The following is a 21,041-nucleotide window of genomic DNA, read 5'->3' on the forward strand; positions in this document are numbered from 1 at the left end:
TTCCTGCTACCTGCCAGCCGGTAGTCCGGCCAGATTTGGCGAGCGATTCACTTTCGGAGGGCCGATGTCCACCCATGTGCGCCATCCGATCTGGCTTCCGGCTCTCAGGCCAGCCGATGCGCGCACCTTCGCCTCGCTCTATGCGGTCGAATCCTTTGCCCGCGCCACGATCTCCAGCGTCATCCCGATCCAGGCCTACGAGATCCTGCACAACGAACAGATCGTCTCGATCCTCTACACCATCGTCTCGCTGCTCGGGCTCTCGGTGACGCTGTTCATGCCGATGCTGATCCGCCGCTTCGCGCGCCGCTGGGTCTATACGGCCGGCTGCCTGATGCTGGCGATCGGCTCGGTGTTCTTCGTCACCCACACGCTGCCGGGACAACTCGCCGGCATGCTCTGCCGCGTCATGGGCGCGAGCGCGCTGTCCATCACGCTCAACCTCTACATCATGGATCACATCCGCAAGACCGACTTCATGCAGGCGGAGTCACTGCGCATGGCCTGGTCGATGTTTGCCTGGACGGGCGGACCGACGCTCGGCATCTTCCTCTACACGCGCTTCGGCATCTATGCCGCGCATGGCGCGGTCGTGGCTTTCGCGCTGGCACTGCTCGCGCTGTTCTGGGCCTACCGGCTGGGCGACAACCCGTCGATCCGTCCCGGCAAGAGCCGGCCGGCCAATCCGCTCGCCAATATTGGCCGCTTCGTCGCGCAGCCGCGGCTCAGGCTTGCCTGGCTGATCGCCTTCGGCCGCTCCTGCTTCTGGACGACCTTCTTCGTCTATGGTCCGCTGTTCATGGTGATCACCGGCGAGGGCAAGCTTGCCGGCGGGCTGCTGGTGTCGGCGGGCAACGCGCTGCTGTTCATGGCGATCTTCTGGGGCAAGGCGGGAAAGCGTTTTGGCGGCCGCCGCACCATGACCTTCGCCTATTTCGCCATGGCGACGATGCTTTTCGCGGCCGGCGGCGTCGGCGACGCCGCGCCACTGCTCACCGCCGCCTTCCTGCTTTGCGGCGCCTTGTTCACGATCGCGCTCGACGCGCTGGGCTCGACCGCCTTCATGCGCTCGGTGCGCTCTTACGAAAGGGCGCAGATGGCGGCGGTCTACCGCACCTATCTCGATTTTTCCGAGCTGACGCCGCCGCTGGTCTATTCGGTGGTGCTCTCTTTCTTCGGTCTCGGCTCGGTGTTCGTCACGCTCGGCCTGTTAGCCGCCTTTTGCGGCTTCTTCACCTGGCGCTATCTGCCGAAGTCGTTTTGACTGGGGACTGAAATGCCGCGTGGCGCCCGCGCACCCACTCGTGGAAGCGGCGCAAATCATATTCTTCGGGCATCAGCACGCCGGCTTCGTGACGGATAGAGCGCAGGCCCTTCTGGTTGACCTCGCAGATCGCGGCGTCCTCCTCCAGCACCTGGGTGCCGAAGGCGACGATGTTGTCGATATCGGTTTGTGCGAGCGCTTCCGGCGCGAAAAGCCATTCGGCGGTGAGCTCGGTCTGCTCGGGTCCGAGCGGCGCGAGCCGCACCGTGCGGACGTAGTCGACATGGCCAACGATGAACATCGAGGGCAGCGATGTGGCGTAGGTCTGGCCGGCGACGCGCTCGGCCGGCGTCAGGCCGGCAAAGACCGGTCCATGGACACGCCCGTCTTGCGACCAGGTTTCGGCGCCGGCGCGCAGACCGCCGGAAAACTCCGGCGCGTCGTTGTCGGCGTGGCGCGCCCATTCCGGATCGTCGTGCCTCGCCATCAGGCCGCGGCCGTAGATCGGCACCAGCCGCGACAGGTCCTTGTGCACGCCCGGGCAGTGCAGGCACTCGTTGAAGTTCTCCCAGAAAATCTTCCAGTTGCAGTTCATCACCTTGCTGAGCCGGTGGCCGGTGACGAGCGTCTCCAGCGGCCAGTTCGCAAGGTCGCCGGAAGCAGGATCGAAGGAGGCTTCCGACGAGCCGCCGGCATCCTCGGCAAGGTTGACGAAGACGAAGCCGCGCCAGACCGACAGCGCCACCCGGTAGAGCGGGAAATCGGCCTTGTCGAAGCCTTCGGGCAGCGATTTCGACGGCACCCGCACCAGGTCGCCGCGCAGCGAGTAGGACCAGGCGTGGTAGGGGCAGGTGAGAAGCCTGGCCTTCAGCCGCCCAGCGCTTTCCTGGCAAAGCTGCGAGCCGCGATGCCGGCAGGTGTTGTGGAAGGCTCGCAGGCTTCCGGTTTCGTCGCGCAGCACGACGACTTCCTGCGAGCCGATGCGGGACGTTCGAAAGGCGAGAGGTTCCGCGAGATCGGCCTCGCGGCAGACCATCAGCCAGCTCCGGTACCAGATCGCTTCGAGATCGCGCTGGTAGGCATCGGGTTCCCGATACGCCGTGGCGGGCAATGTCGGCTCGAGGCTGGTAAGACCATAGTAGCGATCGCGTCCGCTCGGATTCGGCTGCATCGGCTTCTCCTTCGCTGCCGACAGCCGACACCCGGGCCGGGCCGTTGTCAATTGCCGGGCATTGTGGCGTCCCGGCACCGCCCTTAAAGTCGTTTCCGACGCTGGCGCTTGCCGGCTGGTCGGGATCGCAAATATGCCTACAAGAACGATGTCGCTCACCGAGGAGCTGGTCGCTCGCTGTTTTCGAGTCGTCGAAGACAGCGGCCCCGATCCGCATGCCGCGCACCTTGATAACGCCGACTATGAGACGATGCTGGACGCCCTGGAGGCTGAACTCCCCGCTGACGAGCCACTCTGGCTGTTCGGCTATGGCTCGCTGATCTGGAAGCCCGAGATCGATCATGTCGAGGAGCGGGTTGCCGTGGCGCGCGGCTGGCACCGTTCCTTCTGCATGAACATGACGCGCTGGCGCGGTACCAAGGAGCAGCCGGGTCTGATGATGGCCCTGGATCGCGGCGGGCAGTGCAAAGGTGTCGCTTTCCGACTGAACGGCAACGACCGCCGGCAGGCATTGGACAAGCTTTTCCGGCGCGAGATGACGCTGAAGCCGACAAGCTATCATCCTCGGCTCCTCAACCTGACGGGCAACGCCGGACGCTTCCAGGCGCTGGCCTTTGTCATCAACCGCAAAGGCACGACCTATGCCGGTCCGATCGAGGAGAAGGTGGTGGTCGAGCGGCTGGCGACATCCTGCGGCCATTGGGGCTCGGGCGCGGACTATCTCTACAATACGGTGAAGAACCTCGAGCAGCGCGGCATTCACGACCGCCATTTGTGGCGATTGCAGCAGCTGGTTGCCGAGCGGATCGCCGCTTCTTAGAGCATGTCTCACGAAACAGGGAACCGGTTTCGGGACAAAGACATGCGTGGGATCAGAAACCCAAACCCGTGCCGCAATCACGCTGCGGCGTGACGGATTTTGGTTTGCCGGGCGCGACGATTCTGCCTATAGTCGATCGCGTCGTCGGTTCCGTTTTTGGAGCCAAGAGGGAATGCGGTGAGGGTGGAGTTTCCGCCCAAAGCCGTGGCTGCCCCCGCAACTGTGTGCGGTAGTCCTCTCCATAAACCACTGAGGATTTTCCTCGGGAAGGTGGGGAAGGGCGCGGATCCGCGAGCCAGGAGACCTGCCGGCGACGGGAAAGTTGACTTCGATGCCCTCGGGTGGAGGGCGAAAGGACAAGACATGAATACCGCTTCCGTCTCCCTCGGCGCCTCCGTCTCCTCGCAGTCGCGCATCATGCAGCTGGCCTTGGCCGCGCTGCTCGGCATTTTCGTCGTCGGTTTCGTCGGCTTCTCGCATATCGATGCGGTCCACAACGCCGCCCACGACTATCGCCATTCGATGGCTTTTCCCTGCCACTGAGCAAGGCCTGACATCATGAATCTGTTTCGCAACGTCGTGTTCATCGCGGCGATCGCGGGGCTAGTGGCGGGCATAGCGCTCGCCTGCATGCAGGCCTATGCGACCGTGCCGCTGATCCTGAAGGCGGAAGTCTATGAAAAGGCCGGCAGCGGTCATCACCACGATCACGCCGCCGCCAGCACAAGCAACAACGCAATGAGTTCGGCCGCTCCGGCGGACAACGCGATGAGCAGCGTGACTCCGGTGCCGGCGGAAGCGGCTGCTCCGGCCGAGGACGAGGGCTGGGCGCCGGCCGACGGCTTCGAGCGCTTCGCCTTCAACGTGGTCGCCAACATCGTCACCGGCATCGGCTTCGCGCTGATCCTGGTCGCGATCTCCGAATTCGCCGGCGGCATCGGCAACTGGCGCCAGGGCGTGTTCTGGGGCCTTGCCGGTTTCGCGGTTTTCACCCTGGCGCCTGGCCTCGGCCTGCCGCCCGAACTGCCGGCGATGCCCGCGGCCGACCTTTTGCCGCGCCAGATCTGGTGGATTTCGACAGTGGCCGCGACGGCCGCCGGGCTCGGTTTGATCGCTTTCCGAAAGTCGTTGCCGCTTGCGATCCTCGGTGTTGCGCTGATCGTGGCGCCGCACATTGTCGGTGCGCCGCAGCCGGAAAGTTTCGAAACGGCAATTCCGGAAGGTCTACATCACCAGTTCGTCGTTGCGGTGACGCTCACCGATCTGGTTTTCTGGCTGGTGCTGGGCGCAGTTGTCGGCGTGGTGCGCGGCCGCTTCACCGGCACGGCGACCAGCCTGCGCGGCAGCTTTGCCTGATCGCGCCAAGGGTCGTCTGACCTTCATCGTCGGCGGGGCGCGCTCGGGAAAGAGCGCGCATGCCGAAACCTTGGCGACGGCGAACCCATCGCCCTGGACCTACATTGCAACCGCACAAGCCTATGACGACGAGATGCGCGAGCGCATCGCGCTGCATCGCGCGCGCCGCGGCGAAGGCTGGGTCACCGTCGATGCGCCGCTCGATCTCACCGACGCGATCGAGGCCTTGCCCGATCACCAGCCGGTGCTCGTCGACTGCCTGACATTGTGGCTGACCAATCATATGCTGGCCGACCATGACATCGAGGCCGAGTGCCGGCGGCTGACCGATGCGCTGTCGCGGCCGCGCGGACCCTGGTTCGTGGTGTCGAACGAAGTCGGGCTCGGCATCGTGCCGGACAACGCGCTGGCGCGCCGGTTCCGCGACGCCGCCGGCCGGCTCAACCAGCAGGTCGCGGCGGTCGCCGATAGCGTGTTGATGATGGTGGCGGGGCTGCCGCTCAAGGTGAAATAACATGGCCGAAATCGACGACAAGACCATCGACGACAAGACCATCAACGAGGGGGACGCCGAACGCCATCGCGCCAAGATGGCCAAGCGCAAGGCGGTGCAGGATGCCGAGGTGGCCGGCAAGACGATCGAGAAGGGACTGCTGATCGTCAACACGGGGCCGGGCAAGGGCAAGACCACGGCTGCCTTCGGGCTGGCGCTGAGGATGCTGGGCTACGGCAAGCGCGTCGGCGTCGTCCAGTTCATCAAGGGCAAGTGGCATACGGGCGAAAAGGATGCCTTCGCCGCTTTCGGCGACCGCGTCGTCTGGCACGCGATGGGCGAAGGCTTCACCTGGGAAACCCAGGACCTGAAGCGCGACATCGCCGCCGCCGAAGCCGCCTGGGCGAAGGCGCTCGAGTTGATGGCCGACCCATCGATCAGCCTCGTGGTGCTCGACGAGCTCAACATCGCCCTGCGCTACGATTATCTTGATCTCGAGAAGGTGGTCGCGGCGCTGAAGGCGCGCCGCGAGGGCCTGCACGTCATCGTCACCGGCCGGAATGCCAAACCGCTGCTTGTGGAGGCGGCCGATCTCGTCACCGAAATGGGTCTTACCAAGCACCACTTCTCGGCCGGCGTGAAGGCGCAGCAGGGAATTGAGTTTTAGCCGCCGATCAAAATGGTCAGGTAGATCACGATCGCCGACAGAATCGCGAACAAGCCGATCAGCAGCCCGTCGGCGACGCGGTAGAGCTTCAGCGCCTGTCTTATGTCGGTGCTTTCCGCCTCGCGCCGGCCGCCTTCGCCCATGAAGGCGTCCTCGACGATCTCGCCGCCATAGCTGCGCGGCCCTGCCAGGGACAGCCCCAGCGCGCCGGCCATGGCGGCTTCCGGCCAGCCAGCGTTGGGCGAGCGATGCTTTTTCGCGTCGCGGCGCATGACCAGCCAAGCCTCGCGGGGATCGGCGCCTTTGACCAGGAAGGCCGCGAGCACGATCAACAGGCCGGTGAGCCGCGATGCCGGCAGGTTGATCCTGTCGTCGAAGAGCGCCGCGGCGCGGCCGAATGCCTCATATTTCGGCGTGCGGTGGCCGATCATCGAATCGGCGGTGTTGGCGGCCTTGTAGGCAGCGCCCCCGGCCAGCCCGCCGATACCGGTCCAGAAGGCAGGCGCGACGATGCCGTCGGAAAAATTCTCGGCCAGGCTTTCGATCGCGGCGCGGGCGACGCCCGCCTTGTCGAGCTTTTCGGGATCACGGCCGACGATGCGCGAAACGGCGATACGGCCAAGCGTCAGGCCGCCGGTCTCCAGCGCATCGGCGACATCCTCGACATGCTCCGCCAGGCTTTTCTGTGACAGCAGCGATGAGCCGATGATGGCTGCAATGACAACGCCGGACGGGAAGATCAGCCAAAGCAGGACATGCAGCGCCAGGCCGATGGCCGCCGGCACCAGCAGGATGACGAGCAGCGCCTGGACGCCGCGGCGACGACGCAATTCGTCGGAATCGGTCGCGCGGTTGAGCCTGCGATCGAGAAAGGATATCAGCCTGCCGATCCAGGTTACCGGATGGCCGATGGCGTTAAACAGCCAGTCGGGATAGCCAAGGGCACGTTCAACGGCGAGTGACAGGAAAGCGATCAGGATCGACATGAAGCTTCTTGACGGAGCGGTTGCTGCAGTGGATCACGGCGGATCCCTCGGCCGGGCGAGCGCGCTCTTCCCCCACGCGCCACGGCCTTTCGTCGACCTCTCGACAGGTATCAATCCGCACTCCTATCCGCTTTTTGAATTGCCCGCCACCGCCCTGTCACGATTGCCGGAATCCGAACGGCTGCGTGAATTGGCCGAAATTGCGGCCAAGGCCTATGGCGCGCCGTCGGCTGCGCATGTCGCGGCTGGGCCTGGCACGCAAATCCTCCTGCCGCGCGTCGCTTCACTGGTGAGGCCCGGCAAGGCGCGGGTGCTCGGTCCGACCTATGCCGAACACGCCAGGGCTGCCGCGATCGCGGGCCATGCGGTCGCGGAGGTGAACGAATTCACAGCGTTGGCGGACGCCGACCTTGCGGTGCTGGTCAATCCGAACAATCCGGATGGACGGGTGATCGAACGGGACCGATTGCTCGATCTCGCCGTGCGGCTTCGCGCGAGGGGCGGCCTGCTGGTCGTCGACGAAGCGTTCATGGATGTCGGCCCAATAGAGCACAGCCTGGCCGGCGATGTCGGGGAGGGCGGCATCGTGGTGCTGCGCTCCTTCGGCAAGTTCTTCGGCCTTGCGGGCGTCAGGCTCGGCTTCGCGCTTGCCGATACGCTGACGGTCGAGCGGCTCGACGTACAACTCGGGCCTTGGGCCGTTGCCGGCCCGGCGCTCGAATACGGTATCCGCGCGTTGGCGGACACCAAGTGGCAGGGCGACATGCGACGACGCCTTGCAGGCGATGCCGAGCGTCTCGACGCGTTGCTCGGCCGATTCGAGGTTCCGGTCGCCGGCGGCACCAGTCTGTTCCGCTATTTGTCTTTCCCTGACGCTCCAAACCTGTTTGCGGCACTTGGGCGGCGTGGTGTGCTGGTTCGCCATTTCGCCGCGCGGCCCCATGTTTTGCGCATCGGTCTGCCGGGCAGCGAGGAGGAATGGCAGCGCCTCGAAAGCGCGCTTGCCGACTGGGCCGCGCGGCGCGACGATGCGGCGAAGGAGACCGCGCCATGATTCACGTCTGCTCGCTGTCGAAGCTGGAAGAGACGGTGGCGAGGACTGGCGCCGAGCGGCTGCTGTCGCTGCTCGCGGCGGGCACCGAAGTGACACGTCCGGCCTCCATCCTGGCGGAGAATCATCTGCATCTGGTCATGCACGATATCGCAGTCGCGCAGGAAGGCATGACCATGCCGGGCGAGGAGCATGTGCGCGCGCTGCTCGACTTCGCCTATCGCTGGGATCGGGTAAAGCCCATGGTCGTGCACTGCTATGCCGGCATCAGCCGCTCGACGGCATCGGCCTATATCATCGCGGCAGCGCTGGCGCCCAAGCGCGACGAGGCGGAACTGGCGAAGACGCTACGCTTTCTCTCGCCGTCAGCGACGCCCAATCCCCGGCTGATTGCCGTCGCCGATACCTTGCTCGGACGTGACGGCCGGATGATTGCGGCGATCGAAGCAATCGGGCGCGGCGCCGACGCGTTTGAAGGGACGCCGTTCGAGCTGGATATCCAGGCTTAAAGCGCGTCGCGTTGAAACGGAGTCGGGCGACGCGCTTTAAACTCTTGTTTTTATGCATGTCGTTTCCGCAAAACCGCTGCGCACTTTTGCGCGACATGCATTAAAGCAGCCAGTCCGCAAGCTTCGCCTTACGAACGTCCCTGACAAGGCTGATGAAACCATCCGCCTGATGCTCTGCGGTCAGCCGGCCTTTTTCGGCGGTGGCGATGCTGGCGTCGCCGACCACGCCGTTCGGATTGAGGTCGCTGGCGATCCAGGCGAAGGCGTGCGTTCCGGTGTGGCGCAGCAGGGCGAATTCCTTTTCGGCGCGACCCACATGCGAGACGAAATTATCGGCCTTGGTCATGTCGACGAGGTCGGGCCGGAAGTGCAGCATCAGCGAGGTCTCGACATCGCCGCCATGGATGCCGTGGCGGTCTTCCAGCTCGGTATACATGCCGGCCGGCCGGCCGAAGCGCTGCCAGCTCGTCTTTACCGCCAGCATTTTTGCGCGCACGCGCAGTTCGCGCGTGATGATGCCCATGATCTCTTCGTTGCCGCCATGCGAGTTGACGACGATCAGTTTTCTCACCCCGGCGCGCGCGATCGACAGACCGAGCTCGGTCCATGCATCCACCAGCGTCGTGGCCGGCAAAGTCAGCGTGCCCGGCGCATGCAGATGCTCGTTCGACTTGCCGACAGCCTGGACCGGCAGGATGCGGATATCGAGTTCGCCGGGCAGGCGCGCGATCACCGTCTCCAACATGCCCATCATGATCGAGGTGTCGGTCGAGACCGGAAGGTGAGGGCCATGCTGCTCGATCGCCGCCACCGGCAGCACGGCGATCGTTGCCTCCGCGTCGATCGAGGCGTATTCGGTCGTCCGGTAATCGCCCCACCATACCCGTCTTTTTGTCATGTCGTCTCCCGAAGGTCTGTTTGTCCGGACTGGAGCGGTCTAAAGCGCTTGGCGTCCGCGGGCAACCGCTAGCCGGCTGCCAGCACTTCCACCTCGACCTTGAATTCCGGGCGGGCAAAGCCCGAAACGATCATAAGCGTCGAAGCGGGCGCCGGATCGGAAAAGAGGCGGTTGCGGACATCCATATAGGCTTGCAGATGCGTGCGATCGGTGACGAACGCATTGATGCGCACGACATCGTTCAGCGTCAGCCCGGCTTCGCTTAGGATTGCGGCGATGTTCTTGAAGCAGAGCTCGGTCTGCGCGCCGACATCGTCGGGGACGGTGTCATCCGCAGCGATGCCCAGCTGGCCCGAGCACAGGACAAGACGCTTCCCCACCGGGATTTCGACGCCGTGACTATAGCGGGCAAAGGGCGGCTTGATCGATTGGGGGGCGAGGTATTTGAGCATGCCATTCTCCTGTCCGCCGGCAGACTAAGGCCGGATTCACGAAAGCTTCAAGATGCGGTGCATGCCGCCCGGGCGATTATGGACAGGCGTCCAAAAAATAGGCACGATGCCTCCCGTACAGCATGACCCGTCCGGTCTCGGCAATGACTGCCGCGCAAGCAGGCGGCCCAGGCGGTGGCATGTGTCTTGCTTCTTGAACCAATGGTGTCGAGCCCAGCGCACAGCGCGCCGGAGCCAAGAGAGGGTGATGTTAATGTACGGAAAAGAAAAGATCCTGGCGGGTGCGATCGCGCTGCTTGCAGCCAGCACGCTGGGCGCCGCGGCCAACGAGAAGGTCACCTTCGGCACCAACTGGCTGGCCGAGCCGGAACATGGCGGCTACTACCAGGCGATCGCCGACGGCACCTATGCCGCCTGTGGTCTCGATGTCACCATCATGCAGGGCGGCCCTCAGGTCAGCGGCCGCCCCATGCTGCTTGCCGGAAAGATCGATTTCTACATGGGTGGCAACCTGCTCTCGGCCTTCGACGCCGTGCAGCAGGGCATTCCGATGCGCGTCGTCGCCGCCGACTTCCAGAAGGATCCTCAGGTCATCATGTCCCAGCCGGGGCAGGGGCTGGATAAATGGGAGGACCTCAAGAACGCCGACCAATACATCCTCGGCGACGAGGGTGCGCAGACCTTCTTCCAGTGGATGGTGACCGATCTCGGCTTCGATGCCGCCAAGCGCGTACCCTACACGTTCAATCCGGCGCCCTTCATCGCCAACAAGAAGTCGATCCAGCAAGGCTATGTCACATCCGAGCCTTTCGCCGTGCAGAAGCAGGGCGGCTTCGTGCCGAACCAGTTCCTGCTCGCCGACAACGGCTGGGATACCTACGCGACGACCATCGAGGTGATGCAGGACACGATCGACAAGCGGCCGGAGGTGGTGCAGTGCTTCGTCGATGGCTCGGCCAAAGGATGGTACAATTATCTCTACGGCGACAACAAAGCCGCCAACGAGATGATCAAGAAGGACAATCCGGACATGACGGATGAGCAGATCGCCTTCTCGATCGAGCAGCTGAAGAAGTTCGGCATCGTCGATTCCGGCGATTCGGAAAAGCTCGGTATCGGCGGGATGACCGATGCGCGCATCCAGAGCTTCTACGACAAGATGGTCAAGGCCAAGGTCGCGCAGCCGGGCATCGATATCAAGAAGGCCTATACCCTCGCCTTCATCAACAAGGGTGTCGGGCTGGAGCTGAAGAAATAAGGCGGCCTGCCTGAGATGATCCAGGAGAAAGTGGCGCAGAAAGCAGCATCGAGCGAGAGCCCGATGCTGCTTTCGCTGCGCAATGTCGGCAAGGTCTTTTCCAACGGCGTGACGGCGCTGAGCAAGGTCGATCTGGCGATCCGGGAAGGCGATTTCCTCAGCCTGCTCGGCCCGTCGGGCTGCGGCAAGTCGACGGCGCTGAGGCTGATCGCCGGCTTGTCGACGCCGACCTCCGGTCAGCTCGACTGGCGCGGCTCGATCGACCGGTCGAATATCGGCTTCGTCTTCCAGGAGCCGACGCTGCTGCCATGGGCGAGCGTCTTCGACAATGTCTGGCTGCCGCTCAGGCTGAAGGGCGTGTCGCGCGCAGGGGCCAAGCCCGCCGTGATGGAGATGCTGTCGCGCGTCCACCTCACCGGCTTCGAGAATGCCGTGCCGCGCGAGTTGTCCGGCGGCATGAAGATGCGCGTTTCGATCGCTCGCGCCATGGTGACCAAGCCGCGCATCCTTCTGATGGACGAACCCTTCGCGGCGCTCGACGAGATCACCCGCTTCAAGCTCAATAACGACCTTCTAGAGCTTTGGCAGGACGAGCGCTTCACCGTCGTCTTCGTCACGCACAGCGTCTTCGAGAGCGTGTTTCTGTCGAGCCGCGTCGTTGTCATGGCGGCACGACCGGGCCGGGTCCACGGGGAACTTGCCATCGAAGCGCCTTATCCGCGCGACGAGGCGTTCCGGACCTCGCCCGACTATGCCGCACTTTGCCGGCAGGCCTCGGACGTGCTGGTGAATGCCATCAACTCAACCGCCGGACCTCACCATGACGGCCACTGAAGACACCGCAATGCAGCTCGACGCGGAAGAGGCGCGCCGCGTTCGCCAGGAGCGGCTGGAGCGGATCGGCAAATGGGTGCTGCCCTTGGCGATCATGGTGCTGGCGATCTGGCTGTGGGACCGCATCTGCGTCTGGAACGAGATCCCGCAATACATCCTGCCGCGTCCTGGCGTGGTGCTGCAGACGCTGCATGACGATGCCGGCCTGTTGTTCTCGTCGCTCCTGGTGACGCTCAGGATCACCTTTCTCAGCCTGCTGCTTGCCGTCATCGGCGGCGTCGGGCTGGCGGTGCTCTTCGCGCAGTCGAAATGGGTGGAGATGTCGTTCTTCCCCTTCGCCATCGTGCTGCAGGTGACGCCGATCGTCGCGATCTTCCCGCTGATCAACATCTACATCAACAATCAGACGACGAAGCTTCTGCTCTGCGCCTGGATCGTCGCTTTCTTCCCGATCCTTTCCAACACGACGCTCGGGCTGAACTCGGTCGACCGCAATTTGCGCGACCTGTTCAAGCTCAACGGCGCGACGCGCTGGCAGCAATTGCGCTATCTGCGCCTGCCGGCGGCGATGCCTTATTTTCTCGGCGGGCTGAAGATCGCCGGCGGCCTGTCGCTGATCGGTGCGGTGGTGGCCGAATTCGTCGCCGGCGCGCAGGGACAGTCGTCCGGGCTTGCGTCCCGCATCATCGAGGCCGGCTACCGGCTCAACGCTCCCAGGCTGTTCGCGGCGCTGATCCTGATCTCGCTGACCGGCATCCTCATCTTCCTGGTGCTGTCGCTGGTGTCGCATCTCATCCTGCGCCGCTGGCACGAGAGCGCGTTGAAGCAGGAGCGGTAGGGTGCGTGATGTGATTGAGAATAGTGAGGGGCTGGTTGAGCCGAAGACACAGCGAACAGGCGTGCGGAGACATCGCGAACAGTTTTGTGCCGCCGCATTCTGGGGCGATCGTAACGGAATGGATCCTCGGGTCTACGCGTCCGCTTCGCTTCCGCTCCGCCCGTGGATGACGAAGGACAAGAAAGCGGATGCAATTCGCCAACGCTGGAGATTGGTAGGAGCTGCGGTATCCCCGACGTTTGCGATTGGTGCGGGCATCCTTCCTCTTCGTCATCCTAGGGCGGAGCGGGAGCGAAGCGGACGCGCAGACCCTAGGATCCATGCCGTTCCTTTCGAGCTTAGCGGCGGTGCAAAACTGTTCGCGATGTCTCCGCACAGCCGTTCAGCGTGTCTCCGACCCAACCGACCCCTTTGGGGAACTATGTTGCATAGGACAGCGGGGGGCAGGCCTTGATACCAACCTCTGGTTCTTATCGCCTGGCCAACGTTCGGCTTCATCGATCCCTCACGCCGGGTCTTGCCGCCGCTTTCGACCCGGACGGGTTTGCACTGGCCGCCATTACCATCGCCGATGGCAAGATCGCCGACCTTGCCGCGCACGACCGGGCAGTGGCACCGGCCGAGGCGATCGACCTTGGCGGCCGCATCGTGCTGCCGTGCTTCGTCGACTGCCACACCCATATCGACAAGGGCCATATCTGGCCGCGAAAGCCCAATCCCGACGGCACCTTCATGGGCGCGCTCAATGCCACCGGCGCCGACCGCGCCGCCCGCTGGAGCGCGGAGGACGTGGCGCGGCGCATGGATTTCTCGCTGCGCTCAGCTTACGTGCATGGCACCAAGGCCGTGCGCACGCATCTCGACAGCGTGCCGCCGCAGGAGGAGATCTCCTGGCCTGTGTTCGAGACGATGCGGGAAAAATGGCGCGGGCGCATCGAGCTGCAGGCCGCCTGCCTGCTCGGCATCGAAGGCGTGCGCGACAAGGCCTGGTTCGAGCGGCTGGCGAAACGCGTCGCCGCGGCCAAGGGCGTGCTTGGCGTGGTCACCTATATGGTGCCCGACCTCGAAGAACTGCTCGACAAGGTGTTTGCTGAAGCCATCAAGCACGGGCTCGACCTCGATTTCCATGCCGACGAAACCGACGATGTCGCGGCGATGTCGCTGAAGAAGATCGCCGAAGCTTCGCTGTGGAACGGTTTCGACGGCAACATCCTGGTCGGCCATTGCTGCTCGCTCTCGCGCCAGCCGGACCTGGAGGTGCTCGACACGCTGGACAAGGTGGCGAAGGCCGGACTGGCGGTCGTGTCGCTGCCGATGTGCAATCTCTATCTCCAGGACAGGCGCGGCAACAACACGACCCCGCGCTGGCGCGGCGTGACGCTGCTGCACGAGATGAAGGCGCGCGACATCAAGGTGGCGGTCGCTTCCGACAACACGCGCGATCCGTTCTACGCCTATGGAGATCTCGACATGCTTGAGGTCTATCGCATGGCGACCCGCATCCTGCATTTTGACCACCCGGTCGGCGACTGGCCGAAGGCGATAGCGGCGACGCCGGCCGAGGTGATGCGGCTCGACGGCGCCGGCACGCTTGCTGCCGGCGGCAGCGCCGACTTCGTCGTCTTCAAGGGACGGAGCTGGACGGAATTGCTGTCGCGGCCCGAATCGGATCGCATCGTCGTGCGCGACGGCAGGGCGATCGAACGCCAACTGCCCGACTATGCCGAACTCGACGAACTGATGGTGTAACGATGGATATCGCAGCGCTGAAGCGCGATCTGGAAGGGCTCAAGATCGACGATCATCCTGCGATCGTCCAGCAGAAGAGCCGCGACTTCTACTGGTACAGCCCGGTTCTGAAGCAGCAGCTTGACCACATCAAAGGCGACCTGATCGTCACGCCGAAGAATGAGGGCGAGGTGATCCGCGTGCTTGCCGCCTGCCACCGCCACGGCGTGCCGGTCACGCCGCGCGGCAGCGGCACCGGCAATTATGGTCAGGCGATGCCGCTGTCCGGCGGCGTGGTGCTCAATCTCGCCGAGATGAACGACGTGAAGACGATCGCGCCGGGCCGCGTGGTGACCGGACCAGGCGCGGTTCTGGCTGAGATCGACAAGGCGACGCGGGCGCACTCCAGCCAGGAACTGCGCATGTCGCCGTCGACCTACAATACCGCTTCGATCGGCGGCTTCGTCGCCGGCGGCTCCGGCGGCGTCGGCTCGATCCGCTGGGGCGGGTTGCGCGACCTCGGCAATGTCATACGGCTGAGGACCGTGACGATGGAGGCCGAGCCGCGCGTCATGGACCTCACCGGCGAGGAGGTTCTCAAGGTGATGCACGCCTACGGCACCAACGGCATCATCACCGAGGTCGAGATGCCGCTGACCGCCTCCTACGACTGGATCGATGTCATCGTCGGTTTCGACGATTTCATGGACGCGGCCGGCTTCGGCAACGACCTCGCCGTGCAGGACGGCATTTTGGCGAAGCTGATCACGCCGATCGCCGCGCCCATCCCTTACGACTATTTCAAGCGACACCAGAAATTCTTCCGGCGCGAGCAGAGCATCGTGGTGTGCATGATCGCGCCGCATGCCATGGACGCCTTCCGCGCCTTCGTCCGCAGCGGCAAGGGCGAGATCGTCTTCCGCGCCGACCAGGAGGCTGACCTCAAGGGGCTGCCGCCGGCTTACGAGCTGACCTGGAACCATACGACGCTGCGCGCCATCCGGGTCGATCCGACCATCACCTATCTGCAGGCGCGCTATCCGTCGCCGGACCATCTCGTCCACGTCAAGGCGATGGTCGACCGTTTCGGCGACGAGGTGCCGGCGCATCTCGAGTTCATCCGCTTCGATGGCGCCATCGGTGCAGCCGGCCTGCCGCTGGTGCGCTACACCACGGAAGAACGGCTCGACGAGATCATCCGCATCCATGAGGACAATGGCTGCTGGATCTTCAACCCGCACCGCTACACGCTGGAAGAAGGCGGCATGAAGCAGACCGACGAGGTGCAGCTTGCCTTCAAGCGCGAGACCGACCCGCAAGGCCTTCTCAACCCCGGCAAGATGATCGCCTGGGAGAATCCCGGTTACGACTACCGCTCGGGCAAGCCCTTCCTGTTCAAGGGCCTGCAAAAGGCGAGCTAGGTCGATGAGCGTGCGGCGCTGTACCCCCCTCTGGCCTGCCGGCCATCTCCCCCTCAAGGGGGGAGATTATTCGCTTCGCCGCCTTCGCCAATCTCCAACGTTGGAAGCGAGGCGCCGAAGCTGCCAATCTCCCCCCTTGAGGGGGAGATGCCCGGCAGGGCAGAGGGGGGTGCCTCGCGCTGATCTGCGAGTTTCTTTATGAACATCCTCATCCTCTACGCGCATCCGGTGGAGACCAGCTTCAATGCCGGCCTGCACCGGACGATCGTCGAGCGGCTTTCCGTGGCCGGCCACACCATCGACGACTGCGATCTCTATGCCGAGGACTTCGACCCGCGGCTCACGCGCGCCGAGCGGCTCGGCTATCATGGCCAGCGTGAGCCGAACGATGCGGTCGCCGGCTACATCGAAAGGCTTCAGACAGCGGAAGCGTTGGTGCTGTCGTTTCCGGTCTGGAACTACGGCTATCCGGCGATCCTGAAAGGCTTCTTCGACCGCGTCTTCCTACCCGGCGTGTCGTTCAAGCTGGTCGACGGCAAGGTTCGGCCGACGCTGCACAACATCCGCAAGCTCGCGGCCGTCACGACCTATGGCGGCAGCCGTTTTCGCGCCATGCTGATGGGCGATCCGCCGCGCAAGATCGTGAAGCGCATGCTGCGTGCCACCATCAGGCCCGGCGCTCCCGTCTCCTATCTCGCGCATTACTCGATGAACCTTTCGACCGATCAGACCCGCAAAGCCTTCATGAGGAAGGTGGCCGCCAGCATGGACGCCTTCTGATGCGCGTGCTGGTGGTCTATTGCCATCCGGTTCCGGAGAGCTATTGCGAGGCGATCCGCGACACGGCGATAGAAGTGCTGACACGACGAGGCTGGGACGTGCGGCTCCTCGACCTCTATGCCGAGAATTTCAATCCGGTGATGAGCTGCGAGGAGCGACGCTCTTACAACGATCGTGCGCCTGAGGATCCGGCTCTCGAGCCGCATTTCGAGCACCTGCAATGGGCTGAGGCGATCCTCTTCATCTATCCGACCTGGTGGTATGGCCTGCCGGCCATGCTGAAGGGGTGGTTCGATCGCGTCTGGGCAACCGACATCGCCTTCAAGCTGCCGGTCGGCAAGGGACGGATCACGTCGCTGATGCGGCATGTGACCAAGGTCGGCGTGATCACCACTTGCGGCGCGCCGACCTGGTGGAGCGTCGTTGTCGGCCAGCCCGGCCGCAAGACGATCCTGCGTGGCATGCGCGCGCTCTGCGCCACGCGCTGCAAGACCTTCTTCCTGGCGCATTATCTGATGGATTCCTCGACGCCGAAGAGTCGGGCGGCTTTCCTCGGCAAGGTAAGGGCGAGGCTGGAGAGGTTTTGAGCGCCGCTTCTCCCTTCTCCCTTGTGGGAGAAGGTGGCCGCGTCGCGGCCGGATGAAGGGTGCTCCAGGGAAAGCCAGCGTCTCATTCCGCTGGAACACCCCTCATCCGTCTCGGCGCTGCGCGCCGATCCACCTTCTCCCACAAGGGGAGAAGGGGAAGGCTGCGCTACATCTTCACCCTTTCCGCTTTCGGATCGTACATCGGCTTCAGCGATGCTTCCGCGGCGAAACGCGCACCGGCGATTTCCACCTCGTAGGACGAACCCAGCATGTCCGCCTCGCTCTCGCCCTGGCACGGCACATAGCCGAGGCCGATCGCGCCGCCGAGATGGTGGCCGTAATTGCCGGAGGTGATCGGGCCGACGATCCTGCCGTCGCGCAGGATCGCTTCGTTGTGGAAGAGCAGGGGCTCAGGATCCTTCAGGCGGAACTGCACCAAGCGGCGGCTTAGCCCGGCTTCCTTCTTTCGCAGCACCGCGTCGCGGCCGATGAAATCGGGCTTGCTCGTCTTCACCGCAAAGCCGAGGCCGGCCTCCAGCACGTTGTCCTCGTCGGTGATGTCGTGACCGAAATGGCGGAAGGCCTTTTCGATGCGGCAGGAATCGAGCGTATGCAGGCCGCAAAGCTTCAGGCTGACATCGGCGCCGGCTTCAGTGATCGCTTCGAAGACGTGGGCAGCCTGGTCGCTCGAGACATAGAATTCCCAGCCGAGCTCGCCGACATAGGTGACGCGATGGGCGCGGGCGAGCCCCATGCCGACCTCGATCTCTTGAAAAGTGCCGAACGGATTGGCCTCGTTGGAGAAATCGTTGGGGCTGACCTTCTGGATCAGCTTTCGCGAGTCCGGACCCATCAGGCAGATGACGGCTTCGGCGGCGGTCACATCGGTGATGACGACGAACTCGGCGGCCACATGCCGCCTCAGCCAAGCAAGGTCGCGCTGAAGCGTGGCGCCCGGCACCACGAGGAAATAGGCCGTCTCCGACAGCCGTGTCACGGTAAGATCGCTCTCGATGCCGCCCTTGGCGTTGAGCATCTGCGTATAGACGATCCTACCGGGCGCGACGTCCATGTCGTTGGCGCAGAGCCGCTGCAGGAAAGAACAGGCGTCGCGGCCCTCGACACGGATCTTGCCGAAGGAGGTCATGTCGAACAGGCCGACGCCGTTGCGCACGGCGAGGTGCTCCTCGCGCTGGTTGTCAAACCAGTTCTGCCGCTTCCAGGAATAGCGGTATTCGCGCTCCTGTCCGTCGCGGGCAAACCAGTTGGCCCGCTCCCAGCCCGCCACCTCGCCGAAGACTGCGCCGCGTACCTTCAGATGCTCGTGCAGGGGCGAGCGACGCACGCCACGCGAGGTCGCCATCTGGCGGTAAGGGAAATGATCGGCATAGAGCAGGCCGAGCGTTTCGGAGACGCGCTTCTTGAGGTAGCGGCGGTTCTTCTGGAAGGGCTGAGCGCGGCGGATGTCGACCTCCCAGAGGTCGAAGGGCGCCTCGCCGTCGTTGATCCACTGCGCCAGCGCCATCCCGGCGCCGCCCGAGGAGACGATGCCGATCGAATTGTAGCCGGTCGCCATCCAGTAGCCGGAAAGCTCCGGCGCCTCGCCGAGATAGTAGCGGTCGTCGGGTGTGAAACTTTCGGGACCGTTGAAGAAGGTATGGATGCCGGCCGTGCCCAGCATCGGCATGCGGTTGACGCCCATTTCGAGGATCGGCTCGAAATGGTCCATGTCCTCGGGCAACTGGTCGAAGCAGAAATCCTCGCGAATGCCGTCCATGCCCCAGGGCTTCGCCACCGGTTCGAAGGCGCCGAGCATCATCTTGCCGGCGTCCTCCTTGTAGTAGGCGCACTCGTCCGGCACGCGCAGCACCGGCAGGCGAGAGAGACCCGGGATCGGCTCGGTGACGAGATAGAAATGCTCGCAGGCATGCAGCGGGATGGTGACGCCGTTCTGCCGTCCAAGCTCGCGCGCCCACATGCCGGCGCAGTTGACGACGATGTCGGTCTCGATCGTGCCCTGATCTTCGCCCTGCGCCCAGGAGACGCCGGAGACGCGGCCATTTTTGGTGTGGACCTTGGTGACTTTCATGTTCTCGATGATCGTGGCGCCGCGCTGGCGCGCGCCCTTGGCCAGCGCCATGGCGATGTTGGCCGGATCGCACTGGCCGTCGAGCGGCAGATGCACGGCGCCAACCACGTCGGAGACGTTGAGATGCGGATACATCTCCTTGACTTCGCTCGGCGAAATCTCGCGAACGTCGACATCGAAAGCGCGGGCGAGCGATGCCTGCCTATAAATTTCGTGCTTACGCTCCTGGGTGAGCGCCACCGTGGTCGAGCCGACCTGGCGCATGCCGGTGCCGACGCCGGTTTCGGCTTCGAGCTTGACGTAAAGATCGGCGGAATACTTCGCCAGCCGCGTCATGTTCTGCGAGGCGCGCAACTGGCCGATCAGGCCGGCCGCATGCCAGGTCGTGCCGCAGGTGAGCTGCTTGCGTTCGAGCAGCACGATGTCGGTCCAGCCGAGCTTGGCCAGATGATAGGCGACCGAGCAGCCCGAGACGCCGCCGCCGATGATGACGGCGCGGGCTTTGCTGGGAATGGTCTTGGTCATGCGGCCTCGCGGCGATAGTTGGAAGCGAAGCGGCGTACGCGAAGCGCTGCTTCCTGAAGGACAGGTTCGGGTTGGCAGAGGCTGATTCGGATGTGGCCGGCTGCGGCCTCGCCGAAGCTCGAGCCCGGCATGACGCCGACCTTTTCCTTGTCGAGCAGCGCCCAGGCGAATTTCTCATCGTCAGGCTCGACGGCCGAGATGTCGAGCATGACATACATGCCGCCTTCGGAGCCGTGCACGGTGAGTTCATTTGCGCCGTGTATGGCATTGAGGAAGACGGTGCGGCGTGCGGCGTAGCGCTCGGCGATTTCCTTCACGCCGTAGTGGTTCTCCAGCGCCTCGGCGCAGGCGATCGAGATGAACGCCGGCAGGCCGTAGGTCGTCACCAGGTTGAGGTCGGTTATCAGCGCTATCATCGCTTTCGGGCCGGTCAGCCAGCCCATGCGCCAGCCGGTCATGCCGTGGCTCTTCGACATCGAATTGATGACCAGCGTGCGCTCGGCCATGCCGGGCAGCGAGCGCGGCGAGATGTGCTCGCCGCCGCCAAGCGTCCAGTAGACCTCGTCGGACAGCAGCCAGAGATCGCGTTCCTTGCAGATTTCGGCCAGCTCTTCGAGCCGTTCGCGCGAATAGACCGCCCCGGTCGGGTTGTTCGGCGTGTTGATCAGGATGGCGCGCGTGTTGGGCCTGAGCGCCGCGCGGATCATGTCGGCGTGCGGCTGGAAACCGTCCTCGGCCGGCGTCTCGACCACGGTGAAGCCGGCGCCGGCGGCACTGAAGGTGTTGGGATAGGTGGCGTAGTAAGGCGCGACGACGATGGCGTGATCGCCGGCATCGAGCACGCCCTGCACGGCGGCGTAGAGCGCGCCCTGGCCGCCAGCCGTGGCGATGATCTCGTCCGGTTCCGTCGGGATGCCGGTGCAAGCGGTGGAGGCCGCCGCCATCGCCTTGCGCAGGCGCGGCAGGCCTGGCAGAGGGGTGTAGTGATGGTTGCTGCCGCGGACGGCGTTGACGCAGGCCTCGATCGTCTCAGAGGGCGTGTCGAAGTCGTGATCTCCGACCGAGAGCACGATGATGTCCTCGCCGGCCGCCCTGCGGGTCCAGGCGGCGAAATGGACTTCCCAGCCATCCTTGCCCGAAGGCACGATGCCGGTAATGCGCTTCGATGGTTTTGGCATTCTAGAACCTTTCCCGACCATATCGGCCGCATTCTGACGGGCTATTTTGCGCCAATTCCGGCGCAAAGCCCCTTGTGCGTACCGCCGGTACGCCCTGCGGTTCTTCGCTTGATCTTGTCACAAAATTCCTCCGCCA

The 21,041-nt window shown here is 64.2% G+C and carries 21 protein-coding genes and 1 riboswitch; of the genes, 15 read left to right on the top strand and 6 right to left on the bottom strand.

Features of this window, described 5'->3' with window-relative positions:
* Positions 1 to 64: 64 nt before the first annotated feature.
* Positions 65 to 1,264 carry an MFS transporter gene (locus QAZ47_RS17270; protein ID WP_278201940.1) on the top strand — a complete coding sequence of 400 codons (1,200 nt, stop codon included), beginning with the start codon at positions 65 to 67 and terminating at the stop codon, positions 1,262 to 1,264.
* On the opposite strand, the gene QAZ47_RS17275 is transcribed toward QAZ47_RS17270, so the two are convergent.
* Positions 1,233 to 2,435, bottom strand: coding sequence for an aromatic ring-hydroxylating dioxygenase subunit alpha (locus QAZ47_RS17275; RefSeq protein WP_278201942.1), 1,203 nt, complete (start codon positions 2,433 to 2,435; stop codon positions 1,233 to 1,235). The genes QAZ47_RS17270 and QAZ47_RS17275 overlap by 32 nt on opposite strands.
* 133 nt (positions 2,436 to 2,568) lie before the next feature.
* Between QAZ47_RS17275 and QAZ47_RS17280 the strand changes: the two genes are divergently transcribed.
* The 5 genes from QAZ47_RS17280 to cobO all read left to right on the top strand — a co-directional run bounded on the left by QAZ47_RS17280 (position 2,569) and on the right by cobO (position 5,771).
* The gene (locus tag QAZ47_RS17280; RefSeq protein ID WP_278201943.1) at positions 2,569 to 3,255 is read left to right on the top strand and encodes a gamma-glutamylcyclotransferase; all 687 of its coding nucleotides are present in this window, start codon (positions 2,569 to 2,571) and stop codon (positions 3,253 to 3,255) included.
* 128 nt (positions 3,256 to 3,383) lie between these two features.
* A riboswitch (cobalamin riboswitch) is annotated at positions 3,384 to 3,582 on the top strand.
* 36 nt (positions 3,583 to 3,618) lie between these two features.
* Positions 3,619 to 3,798: a CbtB domain-containing protein gene (locus QAZ47_RS17285; protein ID WP_095780832.1), complete on the top strand. Its 180-nt coding sequence runs from the start codon at positions 3,619 to 3,621 to the stop codon at positions 3,796 to 3,798.
* Between the two features lie 15 nt (positions 3,799 to 3,813).
* Positions 3,814 to 4,611, top strand: coding sequence for a CbtA family protein (locus QAZ47_RS17290; RefSeq protein WP_278201945.1), 798 nt, complete (start codon positions 3,814 to 3,816; stop codon positions 4,609 to 4,611).
* A complete protein-coding gene (gene cobU, locus QAZ47_RS17295; RefSeq protein ID WP_278230156.1) occupies positions 4,604 to 5,125 on the top strand; it encodes a bifunctional adenosylcobinamide kinase/adenosylcobinamide-phosphate guanylyltransferase in 522 nt (173 codons plus the stop codon). Before QAZ47_RS17290 ends, cobU begins: the two co-directional genes overlap by 8 nt.
* A 1-nt stretch (position 5,126) precedes the next feature.
* Positions 5,127 to 5,771 carry a cob(I)yrinic acid a,c-diamide adenosyltransferase gene (gene cobO / locus QAZ47_RS17300; RefSeq protein WP_278201948.1) on the top strand — a complete coding sequence of 215 codons (645 nt, stop codon included), beginning with the start codon at positions 5,127 to 5,129 and terminating at the stop codon, positions 5,769 to 5,771.
* Here cobO and cbiB read toward each other — a convergent pair.
* Positions 5,768 to 6,757 (bottom strand): adenosylcobinamide-phosphate synthase CbiB, encoded by a 990-nt coding sequence (gene cbiB / locus QAZ47_RS17305; RefSeq protein ID WP_278201950.1) that lies wholly within the window; start codon positions 6,755 to 6,757, stop codon positions 5,768 to 5,770. The genes cobO and cbiB overlap by 4 nt on opposite strands.
* Between cbiB and cobD the strand changes: the two genes are divergently transcribed.
* A complete protein-coding gene (gene cobD / locus QAZ47_RS17310) occupies positions 6,756 to 7,811 on the top strand; it encodes a threonine-phosphate decarboxylase CobD (protein ID WP_278201952.1) in 1,056 nt (351 codons plus the stop codon). The genes cbiB and cobD overlap by 2 nt on opposite strands.
* A complete protein-coding gene (locus QAZ47_RS17315; protein ID WP_278072887.1) occupies positions 7,808 to 8,317 on the top strand; it encodes a tyrosine phosphatase family protein in 510 nt (169 codons plus the stop codon). The genes cobD and QAZ47_RS17315 overlap by 4 nt, the downstream gene beginning before the upstream one ends.
* Positions 8,318 to 8,417: 100 nt before the next feature.
* On the opposite strand, the gene QAZ47_RS17320 is transcribed toward QAZ47_RS17315, so the two are convergent.
* Together QAZ47_RS17320 and QAZ47_RS17325 are read right to left on the bottom strand one after the other, a co-directional pair.
* Complete coding sequence (locus QAZ47_RS17320) at positions 8,418 to 9,215, bottom strand: creatininase family protein (RefSeq protein WP_278201953.1); 798 nt, start codon at positions 9,213 to 9,215, stop codon at positions 8,418 to 8,420.
* Positions 9,216 to 9,283: 68 nt separating this feature from the next.
* Positions 9,284 to 9,667 (bottom strand): RidA family protein, encoded by a 384-nt coding sequence (locus QAZ47_RS17325; protein ID WP_278201955.1) that lies wholly within the window; start codon positions 9,665 to 9,667, stop codon positions 9,284 to 9,286.
* Between the two features lie 253 nt (positions 9,668 to 9,920).
* On the opposite strand from QAZ47_RS17325, the gene QAZ47_RS17330 reads away from it, so the two are divergent.
* From QAZ47_RS17330 to QAZ47_RS17360, 7 genes are all read left to right on the top strand, one after another.
* On the top strand, positions 9,921 to 10,925 hold the full coding sequence (locus QAZ47_RS17330; RefSeq protein ID WP_278230157.1) for an ABC transporter substrate-binding protein: 1,005 nt from the start codon (positions 9,921 to 9,923) through the stop codon (positions 10,923 to 10,925).
* A 15-nt stretch (positions 10,926 to 10,940) separates the two neighbouring features.
* The gene (locus QAZ47_RS17335) at positions 10,941 to 11,759 is read left to right on the top strand and encodes an ABC transporter ATP-binding protein (protein WP_278201958.1); all 819 of its coding nucleotides are present in this window, start codon (positions 10,941 to 10,943) and stop codon (positions 11,757 to 11,759) included.
* Complete coding sequence (locus QAZ47_RS17340) at positions 11,746 to 12,597, top strand: ABC transporter permease (protein ID WP_278230158.1); 852 nt, start codon at positions 11,746 to 11,748, stop codon at positions 12,595 to 12,597. Before QAZ47_RS17335 ends, QAZ47_RS17340 begins: the two co-directional genes overlap by 14 nt.
* A 450-nt stretch (positions 12,598 to 13,047) precedes the next feature.
* Positions 13,048 to 14,346: a cytosine deaminase gene (locus QAZ47_RS17345; protein ID WP_278230159.1), complete on the top strand. Its 1,299-nt coding sequence runs from the start codon at positions 13,048 to 13,050 to the stop codon at positions 14,344 to 14,346.
* A gap of 2 nt (positions 14,347 to 14,348) precedes the next feature.
* Positions 14,349 to 15,746, top strand: coding sequence for an FAD-binding oxidoreductase (locus tag QAZ47_RS17350; protein ID WP_278230160.1), 1,398 nt, complete (start codon positions 14,349 to 14,351; stop codon positions 15,744 to 15,746).
* A 198-nt stretch (positions 15,747 to 15,944) separates the two neighbouring features.
* Positions 15,945 to 16,526, top strand: a complete 582-nt coding sequence (locus QAZ47_RS17355; RefSeq protein ID WP_278201963.1) for an NAD(P)H-dependent oxidoreductase — start codon at positions 15,945 to 15,947, stop codon at positions 16,524 to 16,526.
* On the top strand, positions 16,526 to 17,113 hold the full coding sequence (locus QAZ47_RS17360; protein ID WP_278230161.1) for an NAD(P)H-dependent oxidoreductase: 588 nt from the start codon (positions 16,526 to 16,528) through the stop codon (positions 17,111 to 17,113). The genes QAZ47_RS17355 and QAZ47_RS17360 overlap by 1 nt, the downstream gene beginning before the upstream one ends.
* A gap of 166 nt (positions 17,114 to 17,279) precedes the next feature.
* Here the strand turns inward: QAZ47_RS17360 and QAZ47_RS17365 are convergent, their stop codons facing one another.
* Complete coding sequence (locus tag QAZ47_RS17365) at positions 17,280 to 19,727, bottom strand: FAD-dependent oxidoreductase (protein WP_278230162.1); 2,448 nt, start codon at positions 19,725 to 19,727, stop codon at positions 17,280 to 17,282.
* Entirely contained in the window at positions 19,724 to 20,905 is a 1,182-nt protein-coding gene (locus QAZ47_RS17370; RefSeq protein ID WP_278230163.1) for a pyridoxal phosphate-dependent aminotransferase, read from the bottom strand. Before QAZ47_RS17370 ends, QAZ47_RS17365 begins: the two co-directional genes overlap by 4 nt.
* Between the last annotated feature and the right edge of the window lie 136 nt (positions 20,906 to 21,041).

This window comes from Mesorhizobium sp. WSM4904, assembly GCF_029674545.1.
Taxonomy (GTDB): Bacteria; Pseudomonadota; Alphaproteobacteria; order Rhizobiales; family Rhizobiaceae; genus Mesorhizobium.